Annotated in this window: 23 protein-coding genes and 1 tRNA gene; 12 read left to right on the forward strand and 12 right to left on the reverse strand. The window is 56.5% G+C overall.

Translation table 11 applies throughout. The features are described 5' to 3' along the window. The first annotated feature begins 2 nt into the window (after positions 1-2). Positions 3-1,250 carry a sugar ABC transporter permease gene (locus EAE_RS03250; protein ID WP_015369724.1) on the forward strand — a complete coding sequence of 416 codons (1,248 nt, stop codon included), beginning with the start codon at positions 3-5 and terminating at the stop codon, positions 1,248-1,250. A 46-nt stretch (positions 1,251-1,296) separates the two neighbouring features. On the opposite strand, the gene EAE_RS03255 is transcribed toward EAE_RS03250, so the two are convergent. Genes EAE_RS03255 through trmB form a run of 3 tightly spaced genes read right to left on the reverse strand, consistent with a single transcriptional unit; the run spans position 1,297 to position 3,112 of the window. Continuing rightward, positions 1,297-2,016 carry a YggN family protein gene (locus EAE_RS03255; RefSeq protein ID WP_015703457.1) on the reverse strand — a complete coding sequence of 240 codons (720 nt, stop codon included), beginning with the start codon at positions 2,014-2,016 and terminating at the stop codon, positions 1,297-1,299. A gap of 50 nt (positions 2,017-2,066) precedes the next feature. Further along, entirely contained in the window at positions 2,067-2,393 is a 327-nt protein-coding gene (locus tag EAE_RS03260) for a YggL family protein (RefSeq protein ID WP_015703458.1), read from the reverse strand. Next, positions 2,393-3,112 carry a tRNA (guanosine(46)-N7)-methyltransferase TrmB gene (gene trmB / locus EAE_RS03265; protein ID WP_015369721.1) on the reverse strand — a complete coding sequence of 240 codons (720 nt, stop codon included), beginning with the start codon at positions 3,110-3,112 and terminating at the stop codon, positions 2,393-2,395. Before trmB ends, EAE_RS03260 begins: the two co-directional genes overlap by 1 nt. A 136-nt stretch (positions 3,113-3,248) precedes the next feature. Here trmB and mutY point away from each other — a divergent pair, with 136 nt between their 5' ends. The 4 genes from mutY to EAE_RS03285 all read left to right on the forward strand — a co-directional run bounded on the left by mutY (position 3,249) and on the right by EAE_RS03285 (position 7,181). Beyond that, entirely contained in the window at positions 3,249-4,307 is a 1,059-nt protein-coding gene (gene mutY, locus EAE_RS03270) for an A/G-specific adenine glycosylase (RefSeq protein WP_015703459.1), read from the forward strand. 28 nt (positions 4,308-4,335) lie between these two features. After that, entirely contained in the window at positions 4,336-4,611 is a 276-nt protein-coding gene (locus EAE_RS03275) for an oxidative damage protection protein (protein WP_004105744.1), read from the forward strand. Positions 4,612-4,659: 48 nt separating this feature from the next. After that, complete coding sequence (gene mltC, locus EAE_RS03280; protein ID WP_015369719.1) at positions 4,660-5,742, forward strand: membrane-bound lytic murein transglycosylase MltC; 1,083 nt, start codon at positions 4,660-4,662, stop codon at positions 5,740-5,742. Positions 5,743-5,927: 185 nt separating this feature from the next. Next, entirely contained in the window at positions 5,928-7,181 is a 1,254-nt protein-coding gene (locus tag EAE_RS03285; RefSeq protein WP_015703460.1) for a nucleoside permease, read from the forward strand. A gap of 43 nt (positions 7,182-7,224) precedes the next feature. Here EAE_RS03285 and EAE_RS03290 read toward each other — a convergent pair whose 3' ends face one another. Continuing rightward, on the reverse strand, positions 7,225-9,363 hold the full coding sequence (locus EAE_RS03290; protein WP_015703461.1) for an ornithine decarboxylase: 2,139 nt from the start codon (positions 9,361-9,363) through the stop codon (positions 7,225-7,227). A 419-nt stretch (positions 9,364-9,782) separates the two neighbouring features. Here EAE_RS03290 and EAE_RS03295 point away from each other — a divergent pair, with 419 nt between their 5' ends. Beyond that, positions 9,783-10,496 (forward strand): DUF554 domain-containing protein, encoded by a 714-nt coding sequence (locus EAE_RS03295; RefSeq protein WP_015703462.1) that lies wholly within the window; start codon positions 9,783-9,785, stop codon positions 10,494-10,496. 105 nt (positions 10,497-10,601) lie between these two features. Further along, a tRNA-Phe gene (locus EAE_RS03300) sits at positions 10,602-10,677 on the forward strand. A 260-nt stretch (positions 10,678-10,937) separates the two neighbouring features. Here EAE_RS03300 and EAE_RS03305 read toward each other — a convergent pair. The 8 genes from EAE_RS03305 to nanR all read right to left on the reverse strand — a co-directional run bounded on the left by EAE_RS03305 (position 10,938) and on the right by nanR (position 18,016). Further along, positions 10,938-11,882: a hypothetical protein gene (locus EAE_RS03305; RefSeq protein ID WP_015703463.1), complete on the reverse strand. Its 945-nt coding sequence runs from the start codon at positions 11,880-11,882 to the stop codon at positions 10,938-10,940. Between the two features lie 20 nt (positions 11,883-11,902). Further along, a complete protein-coding gene (locus EAE_RS03310; RefSeq protein ID WP_015369713.1) occupies positions 11,903-12,385 on the reverse strand; it encodes an Hcp family type VI secretion system effector in 483 nt (160 codons plus the stop codon). A gap of 115 nt (positions 12,386-12,500) precedes the next feature. Then, on the reverse strand, positions 12,501-12,974 hold the full coding sequence (gene nanQ / locus EAE_RS03315) for an N-acetylneuraminate anomerase (RefSeq protein ID WP_015703464.1): 474 nt from the start codon (positions 12,972-12,974) through the stop codon (positions 12,501-12,503). After that, positions 12,971-13,846 (reverse strand): N-acetylmannosamine kinase, encoded by an 876-nt coding sequence (nanK, locus tag EAE_RS03320; RefSeq protein ID WP_015703465.1) that lies wholly within the window; start codon positions 13,844-13,846, stop codon positions 12,971-12,973. Before nanK ends, nanQ begins: the two co-directional genes overlap by 4 nt. After that, on the reverse strand, positions 13,843-14,532 hold the full coding sequence (locus EAE_RS03325; RefSeq protein WP_015703466.1) for an N-acetylmannosamine-6-phosphate 2-epimerase: 690 nt from the start codon (positions 14,530-14,532) through the stop codon (positions 13,843-13,845). Before EAE_RS03325 ends, nanK begins: the two co-directional genes overlap by 4 nt. A 45-nt stretch (positions 14,533-14,577) precedes the next feature. Further along, entirely contained in the window at positions 14,578-16,068 is a 1,491-nt protein-coding gene (locus EAE_RS03330) for an MFS transporter (RefSeq protein ID WP_015703467.1), read from the reverse strand. Positions 16,069-16,205: 137 nt separating this feature from the next. After that, a complete protein-coding gene (gene nanA, locus EAE_RS03335) occupies positions 16,206-17,099 on the reverse strand; it encodes an N-acetylneuraminate lyase (RefSeq protein WP_015703468.1) in 894 nt (297 codons plus the stop codon). Positions 17,100-17,233: 134 nt separating this feature from the next. Next, entirely contained in the window at positions 17,234-18,016 is a 783-nt protein-coding gene (gene nanR / locus EAE_RS03340; RefSeq protein WP_015369707.1) for a transcriptional regulator NanR, read from the reverse strand. Positions 18,017-18,448: 432 nt separating this feature from the next. On the opposite strand from nanR, the gene EAE_RS03345 reads away from it, so the two are divergent. The 5 genes from EAE_RS03345 to EAE_RS03365 all read left to right on the forward strand — a co-directional run bounded on the left by EAE_RS03345 (position 18,449) and on the right by EAE_RS03365 (position 25,954). Beyond that, positions 18,449-18,694 (forward strand): hypothetical protein, encoded by a 246-nt coding sequence (locus EAE_RS03345; RefSeq protein WP_064908766.1) that lies wholly within the window; start codon positions 18,449-18,451, stop codon positions 18,692-18,694. Positions 18,695-18,765: 71 nt separating this feature from the next. Then, positions 18,766-19,881 carry a salmochelin biosynthesis C-glycosyltransferase IroB gene (gene iroB, locus EAE_RS03350; RefSeq protein WP_015703469.1) on the forward strand — a complete coding sequence of 372 codons (1,116 nt, stop codon included), beginning with the start codon at positions 18,766-18,768 and terminating at the stop codon, positions 19,879-19,881. A 46-nt stretch (positions 19,882-19,927) separates the two neighbouring features. Then, positions 19,928-23,596: a salmochelin/enterobactin export ABC transporter IroC gene (gene iroC / locus EAE_RS03355; protein WP_015703470.1), complete on the forward strand. Its 3,669-nt coding sequence runs from the start codon at positions 19,928-19,930 to the stop codon at positions 23,594-23,596. A gap of 103 nt (positions 23,597-23,699) precedes the next feature. Then, complete coding sequence (locus tag EAE_RS03360) at positions 23,700-24,938, forward strand: alpha/beta hydrolase-fold protein (protein ID WP_015703471.1); 1,239 nt, start codon at positions 23,700-23,702, stop codon at positions 24,936-24,938. 83 nt (positions 24,939-25,021) lie between these two features. Next, positions 25,022-25,954, forward strand: a complete 933-nt coding sequence (locus tag EAE_RS03365) for an alpha/beta hydrolase (protein WP_015703472.1) — start codon at positions 25,022-25,024, stop codon at positions 25,952-25,954. Positions 25,955-25,990: the final 36 nt, after the last annotated feature.

The following is a 25,990-nucleotide window of genomic DNA, read 5'->3' on the forward strand; positions in this document are numbered from 1 at the left end:
TTATGAACAGTAAGACCGCATCCCACACCGCGCTGGATCGCAGCGATGAGCGCGTTCGTCACGACGAGGGGCTGTTTGGCGCCCTGCGCGCGCAGATAACCCGCATCAAAACCGGCGATCTCGGCACCGCGCCGGTGATAGCCGGGCTGATTGTGATTTCCCTGGTTTTCACCTTCCTCAACCCGGTCTATATCGCGCCGAATAACCTGGTGAACCTGCTGTTTGACTGCGCGACGGTCGGGTTTATCTCGCTCGGCATCGTCTGCGTGCTGATGCTTGGCGAGATAGACCTGTCGGTCGGTTCCATGAGCGGCCTGGCATCGGCTATCGTCGGCGTGCTGTGGGTGAACGCAGGATGGCCGCTGGCGGGAGCCATCGCCGTGGCGCTGGCCTGCGGCGTGGCCGTCGGGCTGGTCTACGCGCTACTGTATACCCGCGTCGGAATGCCAAGTTTCGTCGCCACTCTCGCCGGCCTGCTGGCGCTGCTGGGCATGCAGCTGTATATCCTCGGGCCGAGCGGCAGCATCAACCTGCCCTATACTTCGCCGCTGGTGCGCTTTGGCCAACTGCTGGTGATGCCCGGCTGGTTCTCACACCTGATGGCATTGCTGCCAGGACTGGCGATTATTGTCTTTGGTCTGAAAAAACGCTCGCGGCGGCTGGCGGCCAATCTTTCCGCTGAGGGAGTCAGCTCGCTACTGGCGCGCGCGATCGCGCTGACGATTATCTTCGAGGCCGCGGTGCTTTACCTCAATCAGGGGCGCGGTATTCCGTGGATTTTCGGTCTCTTTGTCGCCTGCGTGATGATCCTCAACTACGCGCTGAAACGGACAAAATGGGGTCGCTCGATGTTCGCGGTCGGCGGCAACCGTGAAGCGGCGCGCCGTTCGGGGATTAACGTGCGGGCGATTTATGTGAGCGCTTTTGTTCTGTGTACCACGCTTGCGACCTTCGGCGGCATTCTCGCGGCGTCGCGACTGGCTTCCGCCAGCCAGCAGGCCGGCACCGGCGACGTCAACCTCAACGCCATCGCCGCGGCGGTGATCGGCGGCACCAGCCTGTTCGGCGGACGCGGCAGCGCCTGGTCCGCGCTATTGGGGATCATCGTGATTCAGTCGATTTCAAATGGGCTGACGCTGTTGAACCTGCCGTCTTCGCTGCGCTATATCATTACCGGCGCGGTACTGGCGATTGCGGTAATCATTGATTCTCTGGCTCGCCGTTCACGCGTGTCGCACGGCCGCGCCTGAGTGGAGAAGTGCGCGGCCCAAAGAAATGCGGGCCGCGAAATCTTGCTTACTTTAACGAACCAACCAGCGCTTTGCGGCTCTCTTCCAGCGAGACCACCCGGCCGCAAACATCTTTGCCGAACTGCTGGAAATCCGCTTCCTGGTTTTTCCACTCATCCTGGATTGCGGTTTGCAGGCCGCCAAGACTGCCGAGAATGCCCTGCAGCGGATTGCCGCCGCCTTTGAGCACCGCTTTGGCGCCCATCTCGTTAATGCTGTCCTGCAGAATGCCGCCCATCGCCTGATTCACCAGCTGTTGGCCATCGGCGCGAACCTGGTCGATAGCTTTATAGTGGAAAGTCAGGCCATCGCTGCGACGTTCGATAATGCGGTTCATCTGTTCTTTCAGCTGCGCGTCCAGCTTGGTCAGGCGGCTATGCATACTGCTGCTGGCGCCGACCTGTTCGGTGATGATTTTATCCAGCGCCTTGCGGCCCTTTTCGACGCGCGAACGCGCACCATCATCAATCCACGGCAGACTGCTGCGCAGACCGGCCTGATAATCTTGCGCCTGTTCGCGCTGGGCGGCGCTAAGGGCATAGGCTTTACCGTTAAAGGTCAGATTACCGTCCGGCTTAATCACCAGATCGCCGTTTTCACCCTTCACCTGCACCTGCTGCGGGCTGAGGATCACATCGTCACGCGGCGTGACGCTACACTGGTAGTCCGCGTGGGCAGACAAAGCGGTGACGGAAAGCGCCACCGCCAGCAGCGTTTTGCGCATCATTTTACTCCCTTAAGACAAATCGGGCCGGCAATTGCCGACCCTTGTCAAACTTAGTCCCACCAGACGTCAAAAAGTTCGCTGGTGCGCACATCCGCTAATTTACGATCTTCCAGCCACTTACGAACGATGGCCTGATGCTCTTCGGTACATTTACCGATTTCCTGCATGCAGATGAGCCCTTCCCACGAGAGATAGCCGCTGCCGTCAAAGGCCAGTTTATTCGGCTCAATGACCTCTTCGATCAGATCGTTGACCGTCTGGTCGATCTGCTCTTCGCTGGCCCCTTCCGGGAAACGCCAGGCTACGGAGAAACCTAACTCCTGAAACTCGTCGATATGCATTTTTTTACGCAGACGACGGCTACGATTCTTGGCCATTATTTCACCCTCTCGAACATTAAGTCCCATACGCCGTGGCCAAGACGATGGCCACGTTGTTCAAATTTGGTTACCGGGCGCGATTCCGGGCGCGGTACGTAATCGTTACTTTCCGACCGGTTACGATAGCCTTCCAGCGAAGACATCACTTCCAGCATATGCTCGGCATAGGCTTCCCAGTCGGTCGCCATATGGAAGACGCCGCCCAGCTTCAGTTTGCTTTTTACCAGCTCGGCGAAAGGCGGCTGCACGATACGACGTTTATTATGACGCGCTTTATGCCACGGGTCAGGGAAAAACAGCTGCACCATATTCAGCGAGTTATCCGGGATCATAGTGTGCAGCACTTCGACCGCATCGTGACACATTACGCGCAGATTTTGTACGCCTTCTTCTTCCGCGGAAGCCAGGCATGCGCCGACGCCCGGCGAGTGCACTTCAATACCGAGGAAGTTTTGCTCCGGTTTAGCTTTCGCCATCGCCACCAGCGAGGCGCCCATACCGAAACCAATTTCTAAGGTGACCGGCGCTTCGCGGCCAAACAGGGCGGCGAAATCGAGCGGCGCATCGTTGAATTCAACGCCCATCACCGGCCAAATGTTATCCAGCGCATGCTGCTGCCCTTTCGTCAGGCGGCCCTGGCGACGGACGAAGCTACGAATACGGCGCAGCGGGCGACCGTTTTCATCGAATTCCGGAGAAATGACGTCGTTTTTCATAAAAGTTAAGTCTGCTTGTGAATGTGTTCGGAAAACGGGCATTATCCAAAGTTACCCGGCGGATGCAAGGGTTTACAGCCACTCGCCCTTGTGCTGCAATCTGCCACCCTGTAATCGCGATTCCGGAGCCGTAGCTTTGACTTTTCTCGCCGCGCAATTTTCAGCCCAGGTCCTGGACTGGTACGACAAATACGGCCGTAAAACCCTGCCCTGGCAAATCGCCAAGACGCCCTACAAAGTATGGCTCTCCGAAGTGATGTTGCAACAAACCCAGGTCACCACGGTTATTCCCTATTTTGAACGCTTTATGGCGCGTTTCCCAACGGTTGTTGATTTAGCCAACGCGCCGCTGGATGAAGTGCTGCATCTGTGGACCGGCCTTGGCTACTACGCGCGGGCGCGCAACTTACATAAAGCCGCGCAGCAGGTCGCCACGCAACACGGCGGCGAGTTCCCGAAAACCTTTGAAGAGGTGGCCGCGCTTCCCGGCGTCGGGCGCTCGACGGCGGGGGCGATTTTATCCCTTTCGCTCGGTCAGCATTATCCGATTCTCGACGGCAACGTGAAGCGGGTACTCGCCCGCTGCTATGCTGTGAGCGGCTGGCCGGGGAAAAAAGAGGTGGAAAAACGGCTGTGGGAAATAAGCGAAGAGGTGACGCCGGCGCAGGGCGTAGAACGCTTCAACCAGGCGATGATGGATCTCGGCGCCATGGTTTGTACCCGCTCGAAGCCGAAGTGCGAACTGTGCCCGCTGAGTAACGGCTGCGTGGCCTACGCTAACCATTCATGGGCGGAATATCCGGGGAAAAAACCGAAGCAGACCATCCCGGAACGCACCGGCTACTTCCTGCTGATGCAGCACGGCGACGAGGTATTTCTTTCCCAACGTCCGCCGGTGGGTTTATGGGGCGGATTGTTCTGTTTTCCGCAATTTGAGGATGAAGCCGGGCTACGCGAGTGGCTGGCGCAACGTCAGATAAAGGCCGATAATCTGACGCAATTAACCGCCTTCCGCCACACTTTCAGCCATTTCCACCTGGATATTGTGCCGATGTGGCTTACAGTGCACTCATCTGGCGCATGCATGGATGAAGGTAACGCACTCTGGTATAACTTAGCGCAGCCGCCATCGGTCGGACTGGCGGCCCCCGTGGAGCGCTTGTTGCAACAGTTGAAAGCCGGAACGCCGGTCTAGTTTTTTCGGCTATAAAAGAGGATTGATTATGAGCAGAACGATTTTTTGTACTTTCCTGCAGCGTGAAGCGGACGGCCAGGATTTCCAGCTCTATCCGGGCGAGCTCGGTAAGCGCATTTACAACGAAATCTCCAAAGAGGCCTGGGCGCAGTGGCAGCATAAGCAGACCATGCTGATCAACGAGAAAAAACTCAGCATGATGAACCCGGAGCACCGCAAGCTGCTGGAACAGGAGATGGTGCAGTTCCTGTTTGAAGGGAAAGACGTTCACATCGAAGGCTACACGCCGCCGGAAAAACAGTAAGGGCCTCACGGCCTTTACCAAACAAACACAACACGCACTCCCGGAATGATGAAAAAATACTTAGCGCTCGCGCTGATTGCGCCATTGCTCGTGTCCTGTTCCAGTTCCAATAAAAAAGGCGCCGAATATAACGAGGCCTGGGTCAAGGACACTAACGGATTCGATATCCTGATGGGCCAGTTTGCCCATAACATCGAGAACATTTGGGGGTATAACGAAGTTCTGCTCGCCGGGCCGAAGGACTACGTAAAATATACCGATCAATATCAAACCCGTAGCCACATCAACTTTGATGCCGGTACGATTACCGTCGAGACCATCGCCGGAACCGATCCGCAAGGACGGTTACGCCAGGCGATTATCAAAACCCTGTTGATGGGCGATGACCCCAACTCTATCGACCTCTATTCCGACGTCGATGATATTCAGATTTCCAAAGAACCGTTCCTCTACGGCCAGGTCGTCGATAACACCGGCGAATCCATTCGCTGGGAGTGGCGCGCCGCGCGCTATGCCGATTATCTGTTGCAAACCCGCCTGAAGAGCCGCAGCAATGGCCTGCGCGTGGTCTATAGCATCACCATCAACCTGGTGCCTAACCACCTCGATAAACGTGCGCATAAATATCTCGGCATGGTGCGCCAGGCCTCGCGTAAATATGGCGTTGATGAGTCGCTGATCCTTGCGATTATGCAAACAGAATCATCGTTTAACCCCTATGCGGTGAGCCACGCGGATGCCATGGGGCTGATGCAGGTCGTACAGCATAGCGCGGGGAAAGACGTCTTCCGCTCGCAGGGCAAATCCGGCCTGCCGAGCCGCAGCTATCTGTTTGACCCGGCGAATAACATCGATACCGGCACCGCTTATCTGGCGATGCTGAACAACGTTTATCTCGCCGGCATCGATAACCCCACCTCGCGTCGCTACGCGGTGATCACCGCCTATAACGGCGGCGCCGGCAGCGTACTGCGCGTCTTCTCCAGCGATAAAGTCCAGGCGGCGAACATCATTAACAGCATGGCGCCAGGCGACGTCTACCAGACGCTCACCACCCGCCATCCGTCGGCAGAATCGCGCCGGTATCTGTATAAAGTGAATACCGCGCAGAAAAGCTACCGCCGTAAGTAGCCCTCTCCCGCAGGCCCGGACATCTCGCCGGGCCTCTCTTTTTTACGACATACTTCGTAATATCTTTCGATTTTCTGCGGCAGTTAACAGAAGCCTTCAACCGGTGAATGATAGAATCGCATCAAAATAACGGTGGTTATGTTATTTAAAAAACATCACCAGCCCACATTCGTGAGGATAAATACATGAATCTTAAGCTGCAGTTAAAAATACTGTCGTTCCTGCAGTTCTGCCTTTGGGGGAGTTGGCTGACCACGCTCGGCTCTTACATGTTCGTCACCCTGAAGTTTGACGGCGCGGCCATCGGCGCGGTGTATAGCTCGCTCGGCATCGCCGCTGTGCTGATGCCGACGCTGCTCGGGATCGTCGCCGATAAATGGATCAGCGCCAAATGGGTGTATGCCATCTGCCACCTGGTCGGCGCGTTAACGCTGTACCTTGCGGCGCAGGTCACCACGCCAGGCGAGATGTTCCTCGTGATCTTGCTTAACTCGCTGGCCTATATGCCGACGCTTGGCTTGATCAACACCATCTCCTACTACCGCCTGCAGTCGGCGGGGCTGGATATCGTGACCGATTTCCCGCCAATTCGTATCTGGGGCACCATCGGCTTTATCCTCGCCATGTGGGGCGTCAGCTTCTCGGGCTTCGAGCTTAGCCATATGCAGCTTTATATCGGCGCGACGCTGTCGGTCTTGCTGGCGCTGTTCACCCTGACGCTGCCGCATATTCCGGTCGCCAACGCCCAGCGCAACCAGAGCTGGACTGAGATGCTCGGCCTGAACGCTTTTGCGCTGTTTAAAAACAAGCGTATGGCAATCTTCTTTATCTTCTCCATGATGCTCGGTGCCGAACTGCAAATCACCAATATGTTTGGCAACACTTTCCTGCACAGCTTCGATAAAGACCCACTGTTCTCCGGCAGCTTTATCGTCGAGCACGCGTCGGTATTGATGTCGATTTCGCAGATCTCCGAAACGCTGTTTATCCTGACCATCCCGTTCTTCCTTAGCCGCTACGGCATTAAGAACGTGATGCTGATTAGTATCGTGGCGTGGATGCTGCGCTTCGGCCTGTTCGCCTTCGGCGACCCGACGCCGTTCGGTACCGTGCTGCTGGTACTGTCGATGATCGTCTACGGCTGCGCCTTCGATTTCTTCAACATCTCCGGTTCAGTATTCGTTGAGAAAGAGGTGCGTCCGGAAATCCGCGCCAGCGCCCAGGGTATGTTCCTGATGATGACCAACGGCTTCGGCTGTATCCTTGGTGGGATGGTGAGCGGCAAAGTTGTCGAGCACTTTACCATTGAGGGGATCACTAACTGGCAAAGCGTGTGGCTGATTTTCGCCGCCTACTCGCTGGTGCTGGCCTTCGCTTTCGTGGCGCTGTTCAAGTATCAACACGTCAGACAGCCTGCCGCCGCGCGCCAGAACGCCTGATTGGCAAAAGCAAAACGCCCCGCCTGTTCGGCGGGGCGTTTTTTTATTTCTTCAACACATACCCATACAACCGCTTAATACCATCGGTATCCGTTTCGCTATAAACCCCCTGCAACTCCGGCGAAAAGCCCGGCAGCATATTGACCCCCTCTTCCAGCGCGAGGAAGTAGCGTAGTACCGCGCCGCCCCAGAGTTCGCCCGGCACCACGCACAGCACGCCCGGCGGATACGGTAGCGCCCCTTCCGCCGCGATGCGGCCTTCGGCCTCGCTCAGGCGCACCAACTCAACGTTACCGCGGATAAATTCGCGGTTGGCGTCCTGTGGGTTCATCACCACCGGCGGGAAACTCTGCTTGCGGAACATCGCCTTTTGCAGGTCTTTAACATCAAAACTGACGTACAGATCGTGCATTTCCTGACACAGCTGGCGAATGGTGTAATCGCGGTAGCGAACCGGGTATTTGTTGTAAATAGTCGGCAGTACCTCGGCGAGCGGCGAATCCGCTTCGAAATGCTGTTCGAACTGGGCCAGCATCGCCACCAGTCGCGCCAGTTTTTCCGCGCTTTCCGCCGGCGTCAGCAGGAACAAAATCGAGTTGAGATCGCACTTCTCCGGCACAATGCCGTTTTCGCGCAGGTAGTGCGCCAGGATGGTCGCCGGGATGCCAAACTCGGTATAGTCGCCGCTATCGGCATCGATGCCCGGCGTGGTCAGCAGCAGCTTACACGGATCGACAAAGTATTGATTGTCAGCATAACCGCTAAAGCCGTGCCAGCTCGCGCCCGGCTCGAAGCTAAAGAAGCGACGTTCGCTGGCGATAGTCGCCGTCGAATGCTCCTGCCACGGTTTCCCGCCGACCAGCGGCGGCACAAATGGCCGCAATAATTTACACTGCGCTAGTATCGCTTTACGCGCTTCGATACCCAGCTCCACGCACTCCGCCCACAGCCGCCGACCGCTCTCTCCTTCATGGATTTTGGCATTCACATCGAGCGAGGCGAACAGTGGATAAAACGGACTGGTGGAAGCATGCAACATAAAGGCGTTATTCAGCCGCTTATGCGGGCAGAAACGCGCCTGGCCGCGCAGATGGTTATCCTTCTTGTGAATTTGCGAGGTCTGCGAAAAACCGGCCTGTTGCTTATGCACCGATTGCGTCACAAAAATGCCCGGATCGTTTTCATTGAGATCCAACAGCAGCGGCGAGCAGTCAGCCATCATCGGGATAAACTGCTCGTAACCGACCCACGCCGAGTCAAACAGGATGTAATCGCAGAGATGGCCGATTTTATCGACCACCTGGCGCGCGTTATACACCGTGCCGTCATAGGTGCCCAGTTGGATCACCGCCAGGCGGAACGGGCGCCGCGCGTCGGCTTTTTCCGGCGCCGCTTCACGGATCAGCTCGCGCAGGTAGGTTTCATCAAAGCAGTGGTCGTCGATGCCGCCGATAAAGCCGAACGGGTTGCGCGCGGCTTCCAGATAGACCGGCGTCGCCCCGGCCTGGATCAGCGCGCCATGGTGGTTTGATTTATGGTTGTTGCGATCGAACAGTACCAGATCGCCGCGGGTCAGCAGCGCATTTGTCACGACCTTGTTCGCCGCGGAAGTGCCGTTAAGCACGAAGTAGGTTTTATCGGCATTGAAGACTTTTGCCGCAAATTTCTGCGCGTGCTTCGCCGAACCTTCATGGATCAGCAGATCGCCGAGCTTGACGTCGGCGTTGCACATGTCAGCGCGAAAAACGTTCTCGCCGAAAAACTCGTAGAACTGGCGGCCCGCGGGATGCTTTTTAAAGAACGCGCCATGCTGATGGCCGGGACAGGCGAAAGTGCTGTTGTCCATCTCAACGTACTGGCTAAGCGTATTGAAAAATGGCGGCAGCAGTTTCTCTTCATAGCCGCAGGCGGCCGCTTCCAGCTCCAGCCACTCCTGCTCTTTGCCGCTAATCACCGCGACGACTCCTTCCGGTTTATCCGTTTGCGTTTCGCTAAATAGATAGACCGGCAGATTGAATCCGCTGCGCTTGAGCAGGGCCAGGATACCGCTGCGGCTATCCGCCGCGGTGATGACGACCGCTGCCGCATCGGTAAAATCAGTGCTGTCCAGCGCCACAACCTGACGATGGGTGGACAGACGGGAGACCAGCTCGCAGCTGGCGGCAATGTGCATAGATTTCATAAGCGCAAATGCCCGTATCGGGAGTGTAAAAATCTCAGGCAAAGGTGGAGCCTTGCCCAACGAGGTGTCCGGGTCTGACGGAATTCAGCTCCGACCGCCGGACATCAGTAAAAGCAGACACGTCCGATCTTACTGTTGTCCTACAGTGAGCATACGTGGCCTTCACCGCATGGTGAACAGGGAGAGTAAGGAACGAGGCATACCGCGCAGCAGTACGCAGCGGCAACGGCGATGTAATGGCGATGTCGTCATCCCGGCGGCCTCAGGGTAAAGAGGTGAAAATCCGCGCAATCATGGCACCTTTCCGAAAGTGGCGCAAGATGAAATCCATATGCATTCTCCCCACGTATCCGCAAGCCTTAGCGGCGAAACAACGTCATAATAATGCGGACATCAGGAATAATTAACAGGAGTTTACTTTGGTTATAGGGCCATTTATTAACGCCAGCGCGGTGCTTGTCGGCGGCGTACTGGGCGCGCTGCTGAGCCAACGATTGCCGGAACGGATCCGCACCTCGATGACCTCGATTTTTGGGCTGGCATCACTAGGGATTGGTATTTTACTGGTCATCAAGTGCGCCAACCTGCCGGTGATGGTGCTGGCGACGCTGGTCGGCGCGCTGCTCGGTGAAGTGTGCAACATGGAGAAAGGCATCAATACTCTGGTGAGCAAACTCCAGCAACTATTGTCGCCAAAGGGCAGGAAAAAGGCCTCGGCCCACGAGTCTTATATTCAGAGCTACGTGGCGATCATCGTGCTGTTTTGCGCCAGCGGTACCGGTGTTTTTGGCGCCATGCGCGAAGGAATGACCGGCGACGCCAGCATCCTTATCGCCAAAGCGTTTCTCGACTTTTTCACCGCTACTATTTTCGCCTGCACGCTGGGGCTGGCGGTGTCGGTAATCTGTGTGCCGATGCTGCTGATTCAGCTGAGTCTGGCGGCCTGCGCCTCGCTTATCATGCCGCTGACCACGCCGATGATGATGGCCGACTTCAGCGCCGTCGGCGGTATGCTGCTGGTGGCGACCGGCCTGCGTATCTGCGGGATTAAGATGTTCGCGGTGGTCAATATGCTCCCCGCCCTGCTGCTGGCAATGCCGATTTCGGTCGCGTGGACGGCCTTTTTTGCCTGACGACGCGTGCTTTTACGGCAAAGTGGTGATAGATTGTGCAGTCTGCTGCGAAATTTATAAATTTCGTTGACGAGGCGCGGTGAATCAGGTTTAATGCGCCCCGTTGCCCGGATAGCTCAGTCGGTAGAGCAGGGGATTGAAAATCCCCGTGTCCTTGGTTCGATTCCGAGTCCGGGCACCACTATTTAAAGAACCCGCCCAAAAGGCGGGTTTTTGCTTTTCTGCAGCCGGACTCTCCATCGAACTGCGTTCGATTATTCGCCGCAACGCGGCTCACCCCTTCGGGGCCAGCGCGACAAGCGCGCTGTTCAACGCCTGCGGCGTTAGTCCGAGTCCGGGCACCACTATTCAGAGAACCCAGCCTATGGCTGGGTTTTTGCTTTTCTGCAGCCGGGCTCTCCATCGAACTGCGTTCGATTATTCGCCGCCAACACAACCGCGTTAAAGCTGATGAACGACCTGCTGCAGAATCCCCATGTTAGCCTGGTCCAATACCCGTTCATCCCAACCCATTTCTGAGCTCGAAACCGCAACACTCCAGGCTGAATTTGTACCCTTCGGCAAAATTTTGGCTCTGATCTCGTGGTTTACGGTAACAAAGTCCTGAGTGACCAAACGTTGAATCGGGGCCAGGTTTGCATGTACTACCTGACTTCCTGAACCGACGCCAAAACGTAACGGATGTGACTTCATTTCATTGTTGAGCGCCGTTTCTGCTTTTGTCTTATCCGAATAGACCTTGTTGTTGAGGCCCTGGAAGAAATCATTCAGTTTGTTTCTTAGCTTGGCGATAGACTTGATGGTTTCGAGGAAATCTTTATTCGTCGCCACCTGAACATCGGAAAAATTATTACGGAGCAACGCCATCGCGCCAGCGGCCAGGCCGGTCGCGCCGACAGAAGATAACGCATAACGCGCCGCTATACCCGAAAGCGACGAACCCGCCTGCGAGGCGGCGATGGCGGCGGTACCTGCGCCAAAAGAAGCGAGCCCGCCAATGCCTGCCAGTATTTTACCGGCCACATCGTAATAGCTTTTTGTCTGATCCCGGTAGACGTTGCCGCCGTAACCATACATATGCGCAGGCGTTGTTCTGAAGCGTTCAAAAAACGCGGCGTGATTGCTCATGGTAGCAGTACGACGACTGGCCCCCGTCAGAGATTCCAGTTCGTATTCTTCGTCGCGTTGTCTTCTGGCAGGCTCTTTACTGGCAGAAAGCAAGCGCTCATAGGTATCCATAATCGTGCGATCCGGAGCGTTCTCAAACTGACTCAAAGTTCCTTTATCCAGTTCATTGACGAATGAAATAATAATATCCAGCTGCTCTGCGTCAAACCGGGAATGATCGGAGAGAACCGCATTTATCTCGGAGGTAATATCTGGCATTGCAGGCGCTCCAGCGTCGATTAAATTTCTTTATTCTGTTTGATATCCCAACCCGATTTAGTTTCTGCGCCTTTGGTCCCTTGAGAAGACTGCTCCCAATAATGCAGATTAACTTTAGATGCCTGAAACAGGTAATTCACCATAATAGTGTCGGTATGACCCACACCGCTAAAACTGGTTTTCGTCACCAGAACATCTTCAAGGACAACACGCGAATACTCAATTTGCGAGCCGCCGGCTTTGCAAATTGATAGTTCGACTTTAGCGACATGTTTACCGCTAGCGCAAAACTTGAGAACTGCCGGCGTTGCTTTATCTATCAATGCTTGTACCGAAAGGTCCTGAAAATTAACTTTACCCGCTCCGCCACCGCCGCCAACGCTCATATTCCCAGGCTGCTCAGCCGCCCAGCTAAATGACAAAACATCTATCCAATTTTTATGATTTGAGTCGTTAGATTCACCGGTTACCCCATCAACCTTCAGATACATATCAATAGCCATAACAGTCCCTATATTGCATGTTTTAAGAAAAGGAGCCCCCTAATAAGCTAGTTTAAATTTTGCAGATTTAAATGAAGAACACATTACACAAACAAAACCAGGAATAATCTCAGCATCAGTATTCGTTTTGCAAAAGGCTAACATTAACCTTAACGACTACCTTTTTAATCTCCTGCGGCAATGTCGTAATACATCCAGGTTTATGCGGCTCACCAGGCATAAATATCACGAAATTACCAGGCCGTAGCGTAATGGCCTGCTGATTTTCAATCGCATTACACAACTGATAATCCTCTTCAACGTGTATCGCTTCGCACTGCTGTGCACAATTTACCATTCCCCACAGAATACGTTCTTCACCGCTTAGCAACAGTTGAATATCGATATATTGCGCATGCTGTTCCGATTTTTTACTTTCCGCTGGCTGGGTAGTAAATACCATGACGTTCATAAAAATATCGTCACCGCGTAGATTGAAACGTCCAGGAGATTTCTCCTGTGGACAAGCGGCTACCGCCAGCATCAACGCTTCGGCTAAAACGGGATGTATCCCGGAGGCGGTCAGCGTTCCAATATCACCTGCTATCATGAGTTATTCTCCCGAGCCAGTAACACCGCTCCCAGCAATCCCGCGTCATGTCGGTAATGCGCGGGTTGTAACATTACGTGATATACCGACGGTTCCTGCGCAAGGTAAGCTCTCACCATCTCCAGATAACCTTCCGCCAGGCCGATGCTGCCACCGACCACCACGCGCTGGCAATCCGTTGTCGCTTTTACATCAGCGATCAATCTCGCTAAGGTCTGTGCCGAACGGTGAATAAGCCCAATAGCCTGCTCATCATCCTGCCCGGCACGGATGAAAATCGTTTTCGCATCACATCCGCTGAGTTCTCCCTGAGCGGCGGCCGCCATTCCACGTCCGGAAGCAACAGCCTCTGCGCAGCCGCGCCGACCACAACCGCATCGCGGTCCATTCGGGTCCGCTAACGTATGGCCCAGATGGCCGGCGAGACCGCCATACCCGGTGATTAGCCGACCATTACTCACTACACCGCCCCCTACACCTGTGGATACCGTGATGAAAACCATGTCGCGACATTCATCCCCCAGAGCATGGTATTCCGCCCATGCCGCAGCTTGCGCATCGTTAACCGCCAGTGTGGGTAGGCCGGTGATTTTCTCCAGGGTCTGCGTCAGCGGAAAATGCTGCAAACCGCCCAGATTGTGGGGATTGATGGCCGACAGCACGCCGCCGCTAATTATTCCGGTAGACGCAATTGCCACTCGCTGGGCGCGAGCAAACAACGGCACGATCAGCTCTTGCAGCGCCGAACATAGCGCTTCCGGCATTTTGCTGGCGGGTGTCGGCAACTCACGGCGTTTAAGGAGGTTCAGGTCATCATCCACCAGCGCGGCGGCGAGTTTGGTTCCGCCGATATCAATAGCAAGCGTAGTCATGACACCGCCTTTTTTAACGCCGAGTTATACCACTGGCAGATATGCTCAAGACGAGTGATGGCAGAGCCAACGGTCACGGCCCATGCCCCCTGGCGCATCGCAGTTGCCGCCTGCGCCGGGGTATTGTAGCGCCCCTCCGCAATCACCCGGCATCCGGCCTCGCTGAGTGTTTTCACCAGAGCGAAATCGGGTTCTTCCGGCGTTTTCACCGTCGTGTAGCCAGAAAGCGTCGTCCCGATAATGTCGGCCCCCTGCTGCTGGCAAGCCATCCCATCTTCAAAAGTTGAACAGTCGGCCATCGCCAGTAAAGCATGCTGATGAATTCGCGCCAGCAGTGCCGCAACGGTAACCGGACGCAGGCGATTGGTACCATCCACGGCGATAATATCCGCCCCGCCTTGCGCCAGCGCATCAACATCTTCAAGGAACGGGGTGATCCGGACTGGCGAATCGTCGAGATCGCGTTTCATAATCCCGATGATAGGAATAGAAACGACGGCGCGGGTGGCGCGTAAATTATCAATACCTTCAATACGCAGCGCGACCGCCCCTGCCTGCTCCGCCGCCAGGGCCATCGCAGCGACAATTTCAGGCTTATCCAGCGGGCTATTTGGCACAGGCTGGCAGGAAACTATCAAACCACCAGATTGCGCAATGTTTTGATTAAGCTGTTCAAGTAGAGACATCATCATATCCTTAGGCAAACATTCGTGATTGGCCGGGCGCCATGGTTAATTTTTACTTTTCGCTAATGTGCTTTTACCGCGACCAAACGGCACTGCGCCGCTGAACGGTTTGCCATCGATCGCATCATGGGTACGCATGGCTTCCGGGCGGATCCACCGCTGGACGCGAGTTGGCATATCAAGCCCGATGAGTAAGATCACCACGAACGTCAGGCTAAAGGAGAGCGAACCCAGCGCGGTGCCTAAATCCAGGCGTTGAGCAATTAACGCCCCGAGAATCGGCGCTAACGCGCCGCCCAAAGCACCGACGTTGTAAGTAAATCCCAGACCCGCAGCACGCTGATCGGTTTCGAAATAACCGCCGATCAGCTTCGGTAAGATCCCTGAAATTCCTTGACCCAGCATTTGCTGGAAGAACAGTAACAAACCGAGTACCCAGACATTGGTGCCGCCTATCGCAAATACCGGAACGATCAGCAGTTGCGAAGCCAGTAAACTGCAAACGTAAGCTTTACGGGTCCCCAGCCAGTCGCCGAGAAAACCGCCGACGCAGCAGCCGACAGCTGCACCAAAACCGCTAAAGAACAATACGTTAGCAACAGTATGTGGATCATAGGCCAGTTCAGTTTTCAGATAAGTAGGCAGCAGCGCCTGAATCGGCCAGGAGTAGAGGAAAGCGAAGAGCACCACCACCATCAACATCACGCCGGTCGGCCAGCGTTTACCGCTGCTTTGCACCATGAAACTGATGAAGATAATGGCGCATACCAGGCCCAGCAGCGCAACCAACCCGGCAATACGCGCCTCGCCGGCAAAGCAGTACCATAACGACGCGCCTGCCACAAAGGTCATGATGATGTTTAGCACCCGATGCTGGCCGCGATAGAGAATATCGACCATCGTACGTACCGGCGCTTTACCTTCGTGCTTCTCTTTCCAGTCTTCTGCTTCCGGAATGTTTTTACGCAGCCAGAGGGCAAAAACGATGGGGACAATGCCGATGAAAAAGAGCGCACGCCAGCCCCAAACGGGCACCACCAGACTATAAACCTGCGCGGCGACGACGGCGCCAACCGAGAAGCCAGAGATCAGAAATCCACTCGCCTTGTTCCGCAAGTGTTTCGGCCAACTTTCAATAACATAGGTGGCGCTGGAGCCATATTCTCCCGCCATGCCCATCCCAATAACCAGCCGGGCAATAAAGAGAGAGGTGTAACCAGGTGCAAAACCACAGGCCAGCGTACCCAACGAAAAAAGAACAATGCTGGTCACCATCGCCAGGCGGCGACCGTAGCGATCCCCCATTGCCCCGAGCATCAAGCCGCCAAACCAGCGAGAGATAAAAGCGGCGGAAATCAGGCTTGCCGCCTGCACCGTCGTCAAACCAAATTCCCCCTGAACCTCAGTGAGCACCAGGGCGATTAAGACAAAATCAAAACCATCAAGCAAATACCCTAACCAGGCGGCGGAAAATGCCCGCCACTGCGCCCGGTTAAGATGACGATACCACGGGATATTCTGGGTTGTTGTACTCATGGTGAGTCTCCCGCGATGGGCTGCGCCCACTCGCTTTGGTATGAATTGAATATCGTTGTTGCCGGATGACGCCCGCTTCAGATGTCTGATTAAATCTCTCATCGAAAGCGCAGTTTATGAGCGTCTCCGGCGAGAAATCAGCCGCGCTCCTGCATTAACTGCTGCGCCAGCGCTTTCAATTCGGCCTGGAATTTATCCTCCACCGGCGCAAACGGTTTACGGCAGAGTGGTACGGAGAGCACATCCATATAGTGCAGCACCGTTTTCAGTCCACGAAATACGCCCACTTTGACTAACAGATCGATGACCTTATTACACTCATGCTGCAGCTGCTGCGCCTTCGCGGTGTCGCCCTCTTTCAGCGCCTGCACGATCCCCAGATAGCGCCAGGCCATAATGTTATAGGTACTACCGATCCCGCCGTCAGCGCCCGCCAGCAAGCCGGAAGCGAAAATTTCGTCATAGCCGTTGTAGAGCACCAGTTCCGGATGCGCGCGACGGATTTGCTCCATTTGATAGAGATCGCCAGACGTTTGTTTTAACGCGCCCACCCCCGGTAATGTCACCAGTTGGTTAATCTGCTCTAAGGTCAGTTTTACCCCACTCAGCGCCGGAATGTTGTAGACCACCATCGGTATCCCATCAGCAGAATCAATGATTGCGCGATAATGATCGCAGTGCTCTTCAAAGCTGAACGGGTAGTAGAACGGCGTTACCGCGGAAACCGCATCAAAACCATAGCGCTTAGCCGCCACCGCCAGCTGCTGGCTTTCCGCCGTACTGACGCAACCAACATGCGCAATTAAGGTAATTTTACCTTTCGCCTCTTCCGCTACGATTTCAAGGACTTCTTCGCGCTCGGACAGGCTCTGAACGAAGGCCTCCCCGGTCGATCCGCCGACGTAAACCCCATCAACGCCCTGCTCAATATTGAAACGCACTAACCGACGCAGGCTCGCCCGATCGATGTTCTGCTGTGCGTCGAATGGGGTCAGAAGCGCGGGCATCACGCCACGTAAATGGCTAACCATATATACCTCGTAATGATATTTGACTGGATTAACTGTGTACCTTTATACCTGTTATACCAGATCGTTTTTAAAGCAGTACAATAGGGAAAGCTTATTGTGCGATCGAGTTCACTAAACCGATCGCGAGGCAGGGATCATTTAGCGGATTTTTTGGATTTACCTAAGGCACGCCAGGTGGCGGAAACACTTTTGAGGTGGGTTTGCAACGCACGATCGGCTTCGTCCGGATCGCGATCGCGTATGGCGTTAAATATGGCAATATGCTCTTGAAAACTGACGTTATTGTGATGATGAAGCTCTTGCTCCGACACTTTCGGCCGCGCGGCGATTAGCCAGTCAAGCAAAGCAACATGCGTCGCCATAAAGATAGGGTTGCCGGGGATCTCCGCCAGCACGCGATGGAAATCGACGTCTGAGCGAATAAATTGCGCGTTATCATCCAGCGACTGGCCGTTAATCTCCAGCGCCTTGCTTAACAGGGAAATCTGCTCATCCGTGGCGTTCTCAGCCGCATAGCGCACCAGGCTTGATTCGAAAAAAAGGCGTAACTGCTCGAAATGCGCGATACCGCCAGGCGCGGAGAGAAAATCCTTCGCCAGCCCGGAAAGCTCGGAAATGATGGTGTCCGCCGACGGTCTCGAGACTCGCGCACGTTCGCCATTGTTGATTTGCACCAGGCCCTTACGCTTGAGCGCAGCCAGCGCTTCACGTACCGACGGGCGCCCGACGTTAAAAAACGCCATCAGCTCACGTTCCGAAGGAAGCTGTCCACCTTCGCCAAACTCGCCGCGACGAATCATCTGCTCCAACTCTTCTTCCACCATTTCAGACAACTTTTTGCGCGCCAGTGGGCGTCGGCGCAGGCTGTTGCCGATAGTTTCCTGGGTGTCATCTGACGAGTGATCGAACGCGCTCATAAGTATCGTTTAACCTGGAAAAAAGAGAAAAAGTTTCGCTTTTTCATCATATCACAAATCATACGCGGGTAATGAAGAGCGGTAAGCAGCCGCTTTCCGCAATAAAAAAATAACCGATTGGCCTTTGTTCCTGCAGAACAACATCACTTACCGGAACCCATCGCCCCTCCTGAAAAGCTCACCTGCGATTTGTCCTATAAACGTTTACCCGTTCCATTAAGTTTTTACTTATCATTGCAATTTGCAAATGATATTGGTAATTATTCTCATTAGCATTTGCATTGGTGATTTCTTTGGCAAGGTATACCGAGGCCGTAAGGGAACGAGCATCGCCTGAACAACGGCGCTTTGTCCCTTACCGACCCGCGAAGGCGACGCTATCAGGATGATGCGACACGGTGTCTTCAAGAATTACGGACATCGCCCAGCGCGTTGACCGGCCTCTCACCCGGCAAATGCGGCCTCACAAGCCGCCGTGGCAGTGCGGCGGCGCGTCAGGCCGTTCATCAGGACAATGACGCGCAAGCGTTAATGGAAGTCGGGACAGGGAATTCCCGATTCGTCAGCGTGCGCTACGGATTCACCGCCTGCGATAGGGTCGCCGGCGTTGCCGTGCGTCGCGCTGGCGAAACTAAAAAATGGCGCAGCGCCAGGCACAGCCGGGTTAACGATAGTTAACGTCGCGCTGGCCGGCATATTGACTGCGTCGACTTCCTGAATTAGTTCGTCAAGCGGAGAGGGATTTTCTCATGCGCATTCTGTTTGTTGGCCCACCACTCTATGGGCTGCTATACCCGGTGCTGTCTTTGGCGCAGGCATTTCGCGTTAACGGTCACGAAGTGCTGATCGCCAGTAGCGGTAAATTCGCCCAAAAGGCGGCCGAGGCAGGGCTGGTGGTGTTTGATGCCGCGCCCGGCTTCGATTCGGAGGCCGATTATCGCCGCCGCGAGGCGCAGCGGAAGGAAAGTAACATCGGCACCAAAATGGGCAACTTCTCGTTCTTCAGCGAAGAGATGGCCGACCAACTGGTGGAGTTTGCCGGACACTGGCGGCCCGACCTTATCGTCTATCCTCCCCTCGGCGTCGTCGGGCCGCTGATCGCCGCCAAATACGATATCCCGGTGGTCATGCAAACTGTCGGCTTCGGCCACACCCCCTGGCATATCAAAGGTGTGACGCGCTCGCTCGCTGACGCCTACCGCCGCCACGGCGTCGAAGCTCCGCCGCAGGATATGGCGTGGATCGACGTGACGCCGCCGAGTATGAGCATCCTGCAAAACGATGGCGAACCGATCATTCCCATGCAATACGTGCCGTATAACGGCGGTGCGGTTTGGGAAGAATGGTGGGAACGCACGCCCGATCGCAAACGGCTACTGGTCAGCCTGGGCACCGTCAAACCGATGGTCGATGGCCTCGATCTGATCTCCTGGGTGATGGATTCCGCCAGTGAAGTCGATGCCGAGATCATTCTGCATCTCTCAGCCAATGCGCGATCCGATCTACGCGCGTTGCCGTCAAACGTTCGTCTGGTTGACTGGATCCCGATGGGCGCCTTCCTCAACGGCGCCGATGGTTTTATCCATCACGGCGGCGCTGGCAACACCCTGACGGCACTGCACGCGGGTATTCCACAGATCGTTTTCGGCCAGGGCGCCGATCGCCCTGTAAACGCCCGCGCGGTAGTCGATCGCGGCTGCGGGATCATCCCCGGCGACGGAGGTCTGTCGAGCAGCATGATCAATGCTTTCCTCGACGATCGCGCATTACGTACGGCCTCTGAAGAGGTGGCGGCGGAAATGGCGGCGCAGGCCTGCCCAACCGAGGTGGCGAAAGAACTGGCCGCCATGGCGCAAAAAGGGTAATGGCCGCCGTGGCGGATTTCATCTTTAAATTGACGGAGGAGGCTTAATGCCTGCGACTCACTCTCCCACGCCCGCGCGATCCTGGATAATCCGCCTGGCTCGCGTGTGCTGGGAACGTAAGAAACTTAGCGCCATCGTGGTGGTGGCGTCGGTGTCGACCATTCTGCTGGCCGCGCTGACGCCGCTACTGACGCGGCAGGCGGTAAATGATGCGCTGGCGGGTAATCCCACCCGCCTGCCGTGGCTGGCCTGCGGGCTGCTACTTATCGCCTTTTTTGATTTCATCGGTAACTATGTACGACGCGGCTATGCTGGCGAGCTATCGCTGTGGGTGCAGCACACCCTGCGAGGACGCGCGTTCGACAGTATTCAAAAGCTCGATGGCGCAGGACAGGACGCGCTGCGTACCGGACAGGTGATTTCACGGACCAATAGCGATCTGCAGCAGATGCATACCCTATTGCAGATGGCTCCGGTACCGCTGGCGGTATTCACCTACTACATCGCCGGTATTGCCGTGATGCTGTGGATGTCGCCGGCCATGACGCTAATCGTGGTCTGTGTGCTGGCGTGTCTTGCCATTACCGCGCTGCGCGCCCGTCGCCGGGTATTCGCACAGACGGGGCTAGCTTCAGACCGGCTGGCGAATCTGACCGAGCACATGCGCGAAGTTCTGGCGCAGATCTCGGTGGTGAAATCCTGCGTGGCGGAACTGCGCGAAACGCGCTGGCTGGATCGTCAGTCGCGGCAGATGGTGCGCGTGCGCATCGGCGCGGCCATTTCGCAGGCGATGCCTGGCGCTACCATGCTGGCGCTACCGGTACTCGGGCAAATCGTTCTACTGTGCTACGGCGGCTGGTCAGTGATGCACGGGCGAATTGACCTCGGGACCTTCGTGGCCTTTGCCAGTTTCCTCGCCATGTTGACCGGACCTACCCGTGTGCTGGCGTCATTCCTGGTGATCGCCCAACGTACCCAGGCATCCGTAGAACGGGTATTCGCTCTGATCGATACCCGTTCGCAAATGGTTGACGGTAGCGAAGCGCTCAATGGTCGTGTTATTGGCCTGCAGCTAGAAAAAGTGAACTTCGGTTATGGCGGCGGCAACCGTATCCTGAGCGATGTTTCCTTCTCCCTACAGGCGGGTGAAACGCTGGCGGTAGTCGGCGCGTCGGGCTCCGGTAAATCGACGCTGCTAATGCTGCTGGCGCGCTTTTACGATCCCAGCGCTGGCGACATTTGGCTAAACACCAGCGCCGGTCGGCAGAACCTTCGCGATCTCAAGCTTGAGGCGTTACGCCGTCAGGTGGGGGTGGTATTTGAAGACGCCTTTCTGTTTGCCGGAACGGTCGCGGAAAATATCGCCTACGGCCACCCGCAGGCGACGACGGAAGATATTCGCCGCGCGGCGGCGGCGGCAGGCGCCAGCGAGTTTATCAATGCCTTACCGAAAGGCTTCGATACCCGCCTAACCGAGCGCGGCACTAACCTCTCCGGTGGACAGCGGCAACGCATCGCGCTGGCGCGGGCGCTGATTACCGCACCGGAACTGTTGATTCTCGATGACACCACATCGGCGGTAGATGCCGGTACCGAGGCGGAGATCAATGCCGCGCTGGGTCGTTACGCCGATGACCAGCACATGCTGCTGGTGATTGCCCGCCGCCGGGCGACGCTGCGGTTGGCCAGTCGAATTGTGGTGTTGGATAAAGGGCAAGTGGTGGACATCGGCAGCCAGGCTGAGCTTGAGTCTCGCTGCCCGGCGTTCCGCGCGCTGATGACCGGCGACGGGGATTTCCTCGAACCTGCCGCCGGCGGCTGCCGCGATCTTTGGCCAACAACGCCAGCGATGCAGAACGAGGAGCCGCAAGCGTTGCCGGAAGTTGACGGCAACGGTTTTGTCGCCCGCATGACCCGCGTGCCGGAACAGGCGGTTCAACAGGCGCTGGCCGGAGAGGGACGTAGATTGACCTCGCTGCTGCGGCCGGTGGCGTGGATGTTCATCATCGCCGCCCTGCTGATCGCGCTGGATTCTGCCGCTGGCGTCGGCGTGTTAATACTGCTGCAGCGCGGTATTGACTCGGGGGTTGCCGCAGGCGATATGGCGACTATCGGCATCTGCGCCCTGCTCGCCCTGTGCCTGGTGGTCATAAGCTGGTGTTGTTATTCACTACAAACCATCTTCGCCGCCAGAGCGGCGGAGTCGGTTCAACATACGGTACGCTTGCGCAGCTTTGGCCATATGCTGCGTCTTGCCCTCCCCTGGCATGAAAAGCACGTTGATTCACGCCTGACCCGGATGACCGTCGATGTCGACTCCCTCGCCCGCTTTCTGCAAAACGGCCTTGCCGGCGCGGCCACCAGCTTGGTCACGATGTTCGCCATCGCCGCGGCCATGTTCTGGCTCGACCCCATTCTGGCGTTGACGGCCTTAAGCGCAGTGCCGATAGTCGCGCTGGCGACCTGGGTTTATCGTCGCCTGAGCTCTCCAGCCTATGCCCAAGCGCGCCTTGAAATCGGCAAGGTGAATAGCACTCTGCAGGAGAAAGTCTCCGGCCTGCGCGTCGTGCAATCCCATGGTCAACAGGAGCAAGAGGCCGCCCGGCTGCGCGCATTATCGGATCGCTTCCGCGCTACCCGCGTACGCGCGCAGAAATATCTTGCGGTCTACTTCCCCTTCCTGACCTTCTGTACCGAGGCCTCCTATGCCGCCGTGCTTCTGGTTGGCGCATCGAGGGTGGCCGAAGGCGAAATGACCGCCGGGGTGCTGGCGGCATTCTTCCTGTTGCTGGGGCAGTTTTATGGCCCGGTACAGCAATTATCCGGGATTGTGGATTCCTTCCAGCAGGCGACGGCCAGCGGTAAACATATTGATGAACTGTTGGCGACCGAAGAGACAGAAAACGTCACTCCTTCCTCCACCCAGCCGGCCACAGGTGCATTACAGCTTGATGAAGTTACGTACCGTTATCCCGGCAGCGCTGAGCCCGCGCTGGACAAGCTCACCCTGACCATCCCCGAGGGCAGTGTCGTGGCGGTCGTTGGCCGCAGCGGCGCCGGGAAGTCGACATTGATTAAACTTATCGCCGGACTCTATTCGCCCACCAGCGGGACCATCGGCATTGGGGAACGACAGATGACGGCGACAACCCTTGCCGATTACCGCCGTCAGATCGGGCTGGTCGATCAAGATGTTGCGCTCTTTAGCGGCGATATTGCGGAGAATATACGTTATTCGCGGCCATCCAGCAGCAATGCCGAAGTTGAGATCGCTTCACGGCAGGCAGGCCTGTTTGAGCTGGTACGTCAGCTCCCGCAAGGTTTCCGCACGCCAGTCAATAACGGCGGCGCGGATTTATCCGCCGGACAACGTCAGTTGATTGCGCTGGCTCGCGCCCAGTTGGCGAATGCCCACGTCCTGCTGCTCGATGAAGCCACATCGCGCCTGGATCGCCGCGCGGAAGAGCGCCTCATGTCTTCGTTAACCGAAGTCGCCCGTGCCAGAAAGCACCTGGCGCTAATCGTGGCGCACCGCCTGACCACTGCCCAGCGCTGCGATCTGATCGCCGTTGTCGATAAAGGGCGGCTCGCAGAATGCGGTACCCACGAGCAATTACTTGCGGCGAATGGCCTCTACGCCCGCTTATGGCGCGATAGCGTCGGCCCGGCAGATGCACGCAACCAACACGACATAACGGGAGAAATCGTGGGATAGTGATGGTAAGCGTTAGACCTTAATCAACACGCCTAAAGCGGCTGTTCGCTGAACAGCCGCTTTAGCTATTTTTACTGGTAGCATTATTTTTCAAAGAGATAGAATGTTCAATATCAATCCACATCCGCCGGTTTCAGCGGCTATCGCCGGCCTGCGCCGCCAGTTGGCTACCGGCAACATTACCGATCTTTCTCATTTCTGGCAGCAGGCCACATCGCTGCCGGTACCGCTAGTAACAACGGTGGACGGCGCAGCCGATGAACGTGAAGTCACTTTTTTGTGTCGCGCCCGCCATCCGCTCAGAGGCGTTTATCTGCGATTAAACCGGGTAACCGACAAAGAACAGGTGGCAAAAGGGCTGATGACCCAGATTCCCGCAACGGATATCTGGACCCTGACGCTGCGCCTGCCGGCCAGCTATTGCGGCTCTTATTCACTGGTGGAGATCCCGCCAGGCACGCCGGAAGAGGTTGTTAATCAGCTTGGGAGCCGCTTTGCCGCTCTCGCCGGACAGGCCGATCCGCTCAATAAGACGCCGGGGATCGCTATTCGCGACGGCGTGCGGGAGTCGGTGCTGGCGCTTGATAACGCCCCCGCTCAATCCGAATGGCGCGGAGGCCGCCACGCCGGCACCTTGCTGACCTCAGAACGGATCGTTGCCGGGCAATCACGGCAGGTGCGTCTGTACCTGCCCGCGGTTGATAAGTCGCAGCCGTTGGGGCTGGTGGTGCTACCCGATGGCGAAACCTGGTTCGATCATCTTGGGGTGTGCGCAGCCATCGACGCCGCGATCGATAGCCGCCGCATTGTTCCCGTGGCGCTGCTGGGCATCGACAATATCGATGAGCGCGAGCGCACCACGATACTCGGCGGGCGCAGCGAACTGATACGGGACGTCGCGGAACATCTCCTGCCGACCATTCGCCGCGAACAGCCGCGACAAAAATGGGCGGATCGCTCACGCACCGTCCTGGCCGGGCAGAGCCTCGGCGGCGTCAGCGCGCTGATGGCCGCCCGCCATGCGCCGGAAACTTTCGGTCTGGTGCTCAGCCATTCGCCTTCTATGTGGTGGACGCCAGATGGCGGCAGTCGCCCCCATTTATTTAGCGCAACCGATACTTCTTGGGTCAGCGAACATGTGTTGTCTGCGCCGCCGCGTACTGTCCGTATCCGCCTGTGTGTGGGCTCACTGGAAGGTTCGACGGTGCCTCACGTCCAGCGGCTTCATCAGCAGCTACAGGCGTCCGGCGTTGATAGTCATTGTGCCATTTACACCGGCGGGCACGATTACGCCTGGTGGCGCGGCGCCTTGCTTGATGGGCTCGGCTTACTGCAGGGTTGACTTGACCAGCAAGCGCTTTCAGGCAACTGTATGTGCTTTCTGAATAACGAAAATTTCACCTGCGGAAAAGGAATAATCATCAGATGTATGCCCGCGAGTCTCGCTCTACGCGCCCGCGCAAGGCGCTTTTTGCCGTTCTTTCTTGCCTCACCCTCAGCTATAGCGCTTCAGGCTTAGCAAAACCGGATATGCAGCCGTTGGGGCCCAATATCGCCGATAAGGGTTCAGCGTTTTACCACTTCAGCGTCAATCAGTTCGATTCCGCCGACGGCGCTCGCCACTATCGGGTATGGAAGGCCATACCGAATAAAGCCGCGCCACCAACGGGCTATCCCGTGCTATATATGCTTGATGGTAATGCGGTAATGGATCGCCTGTCTGACGAACTACTCAAGCAGCTGGCGGCGCAATCGCCGCCGGTGATCGTCGCGGTCGGTTATCAGACCAACCTGCCATTCGATCTTAACGGCCGGGCCTACGACTATACGCCAGCAGTCAGAAAGAATAATGAAACATATGTTGGCCGCAAAAGCGGCGGCAGTGAAGACTTCCGTCAATTACTGGAAACGCGTATAGCCGCTAAGGCGGAGCAAGGGCTGAAAATCAACCCACAGCGCCGCGGCCTGTGGGGCCACTCATACGGCGGCCTGTTCGCGCTCGACTCCTGGCTTTCGTCCTCGTTCTTCCATTCATATTACAGCGCCAGTCCTTCGCTTGGCCGGGACAACTTTGCCCTGCTGAACCGAATCACGGCGGTCGAGCCTGCATCATATTGCGCCAAAAGCCTGGCCATTATGGAGGGTTCGGCGACGCCGGGTGATAACCGGGCAACGCACGCCGCTGAAGTGCTAACTAAAGTACATGCCGCCCTCGCCACGCTGAAAGAGAAAGAGGTTAATGCCGCCTTTTGGGATTTCCCTGGCCTGGGGCACGGGCCGATGTTTAACGCCTCATTCCACAGCGCGCTGCTGGATATGAGTCGCGAAAAAGCGTCCAACCAGCATAGTTGTCCTTAACCCAGCGTTGATACTGCCCGCGCGGTTGCGGGCAGT

This window comes from Klebsiella aerogenes KCTC 2190, assembly GCF_000215745.1.
Classification (GTDB): Bacteria; Pseudomonadota; Gammaproteobacteria; order Enterobacterales; family Enterobacteriaceae; genus Klebsiella; species Klebsiella aerogenes.

Coding starts and splice junctions, on each gene's coding strand:
- mltC (WP_015369719.1), top strand. CDS start 4,660: ATGAAAAAATACTTAGCGCTCGCGCTGATTGCGCCATTGCTCGTGTCC.
- EAE_RS03325 (WP_015703466.1), bottom strand. CDS start 14,532: ATGTCTCTACTTGAACAGCTTAATCAAAACATTGCGCAATCTGGTGGT.
- nanR (WP_015369707.1), bottom strand. CDS start 18,016: ATGAGCGCGTTCGATCACTCGTCAGATGACACCCAGGAAACTATCGGC.
- EAE_RS03255 (WP_015703457.1), bottom strand. CDS start 2,016: ATGATGCGCAAAACGCTGCTGGCGGTGGCGCTTTCCGTCACCGCTTTG.
- nanQ (WP_015703464.1), bottom strand. CDS start 12,974: ATGATAGCAGGTGATATTGGAACGCTGACCGCCTCCGGGATACATCCC.
- EAE_RS03360 (WP_015703471.1), top strand. CDS start 23,700: ATGTTCAATATCAATCCACATCCGCCGGTTTCAGCGGCTATCGCCGGC.
- iroB (WP_015703469.1), top strand. CDS start 18,766: ATGCGCATTCTGTTTGTTGGCCCACCACTCTATGGGCTGCTATACCCG.
- EAE_RS03285 (WP_015703460.1), top strand. CDS start 5,928: ATGAATCTTAAGCTGCAGTTAAAAATACTGTCGTTCCTGCAGTTCTGC.
- iroC (WP_015703470.1), top strand. CDS start 19,928: ATGCCTGCGACTCACTCTCCCACGCCCGCGCGATCCTGGATAATCCGC.
- EAE_RS03330 (WP_015703467.1), bottom strand. CDS start 16,068: ATGAGTACAACAACCCAGAATATCCCGTGGTATCGTCATCTTAACCGG.
- EAE_RS03365 (WP_015703472.1), top strand. CDS start 25,022: ATGTATGCCCGCGAGTCTCGCTCTACGCGCCCGCGCAAGGCGCTTTTT.
- nanK (WP_015703465.1), bottom strand. CDS start 13,846: ATGACTACGCTTGCTATTGATATCGGCGGAACCAAACTCGCCGCCGCG.
- EAE_RS03290 (WP_015703461.1), bottom strand. CDS start 9,363: ATGAAATCTATGCACATTGCCGCCAGCTGCGAGCTGGTCTCCCGTCTG.
- EAE_RS03305 (WP_015703463.1), bottom strand. CDS start 11,882: ATGCCAGATATTACCTCCGAGATAAATGCGGTTCTCTCCGATCATTCC.
- EAE_RS03275 (WP_004105744.1), top strand. CDS start 4,336: ATGAGCAGAACGATTTTTTGTACTTTCCTGCAGCGTGAAGCGGACGGC.
- trmB (WP_015369721.1), bottom strand. CDS start 3,112: ATGAAAAACGACGTCATTTCTCCGGAATTCGATGAAAACGGTCGCCCG.
- EAE_RS03250 (WP_015369724.1), top strand. CDS start 3: ATGAACAGTAAGACCGCATCCCACACCGCGCTGGATCGCAGCGATGAG.
- EAE_RS03260 (WP_015703458.1), bottom strand. CDS start 2,393: ATGGCCAAGAATCGTAGCCGTCGTCTGCGTAAAAAAATGCATATCGAC.
- EAE_RS03310 (WP_015369713.1), bottom strand. CDS start 12,385: ATGGCTATTGATATGTATCTGAAGGTTGATGGGGTAACCGGTGAATCT.
- nanA (WP_015703468.1), bottom strand. CDS start 17,099: ATGGTTAGCCATTTACGTGGCGTGATGCCCGCGCTTCTGACCCCATTC.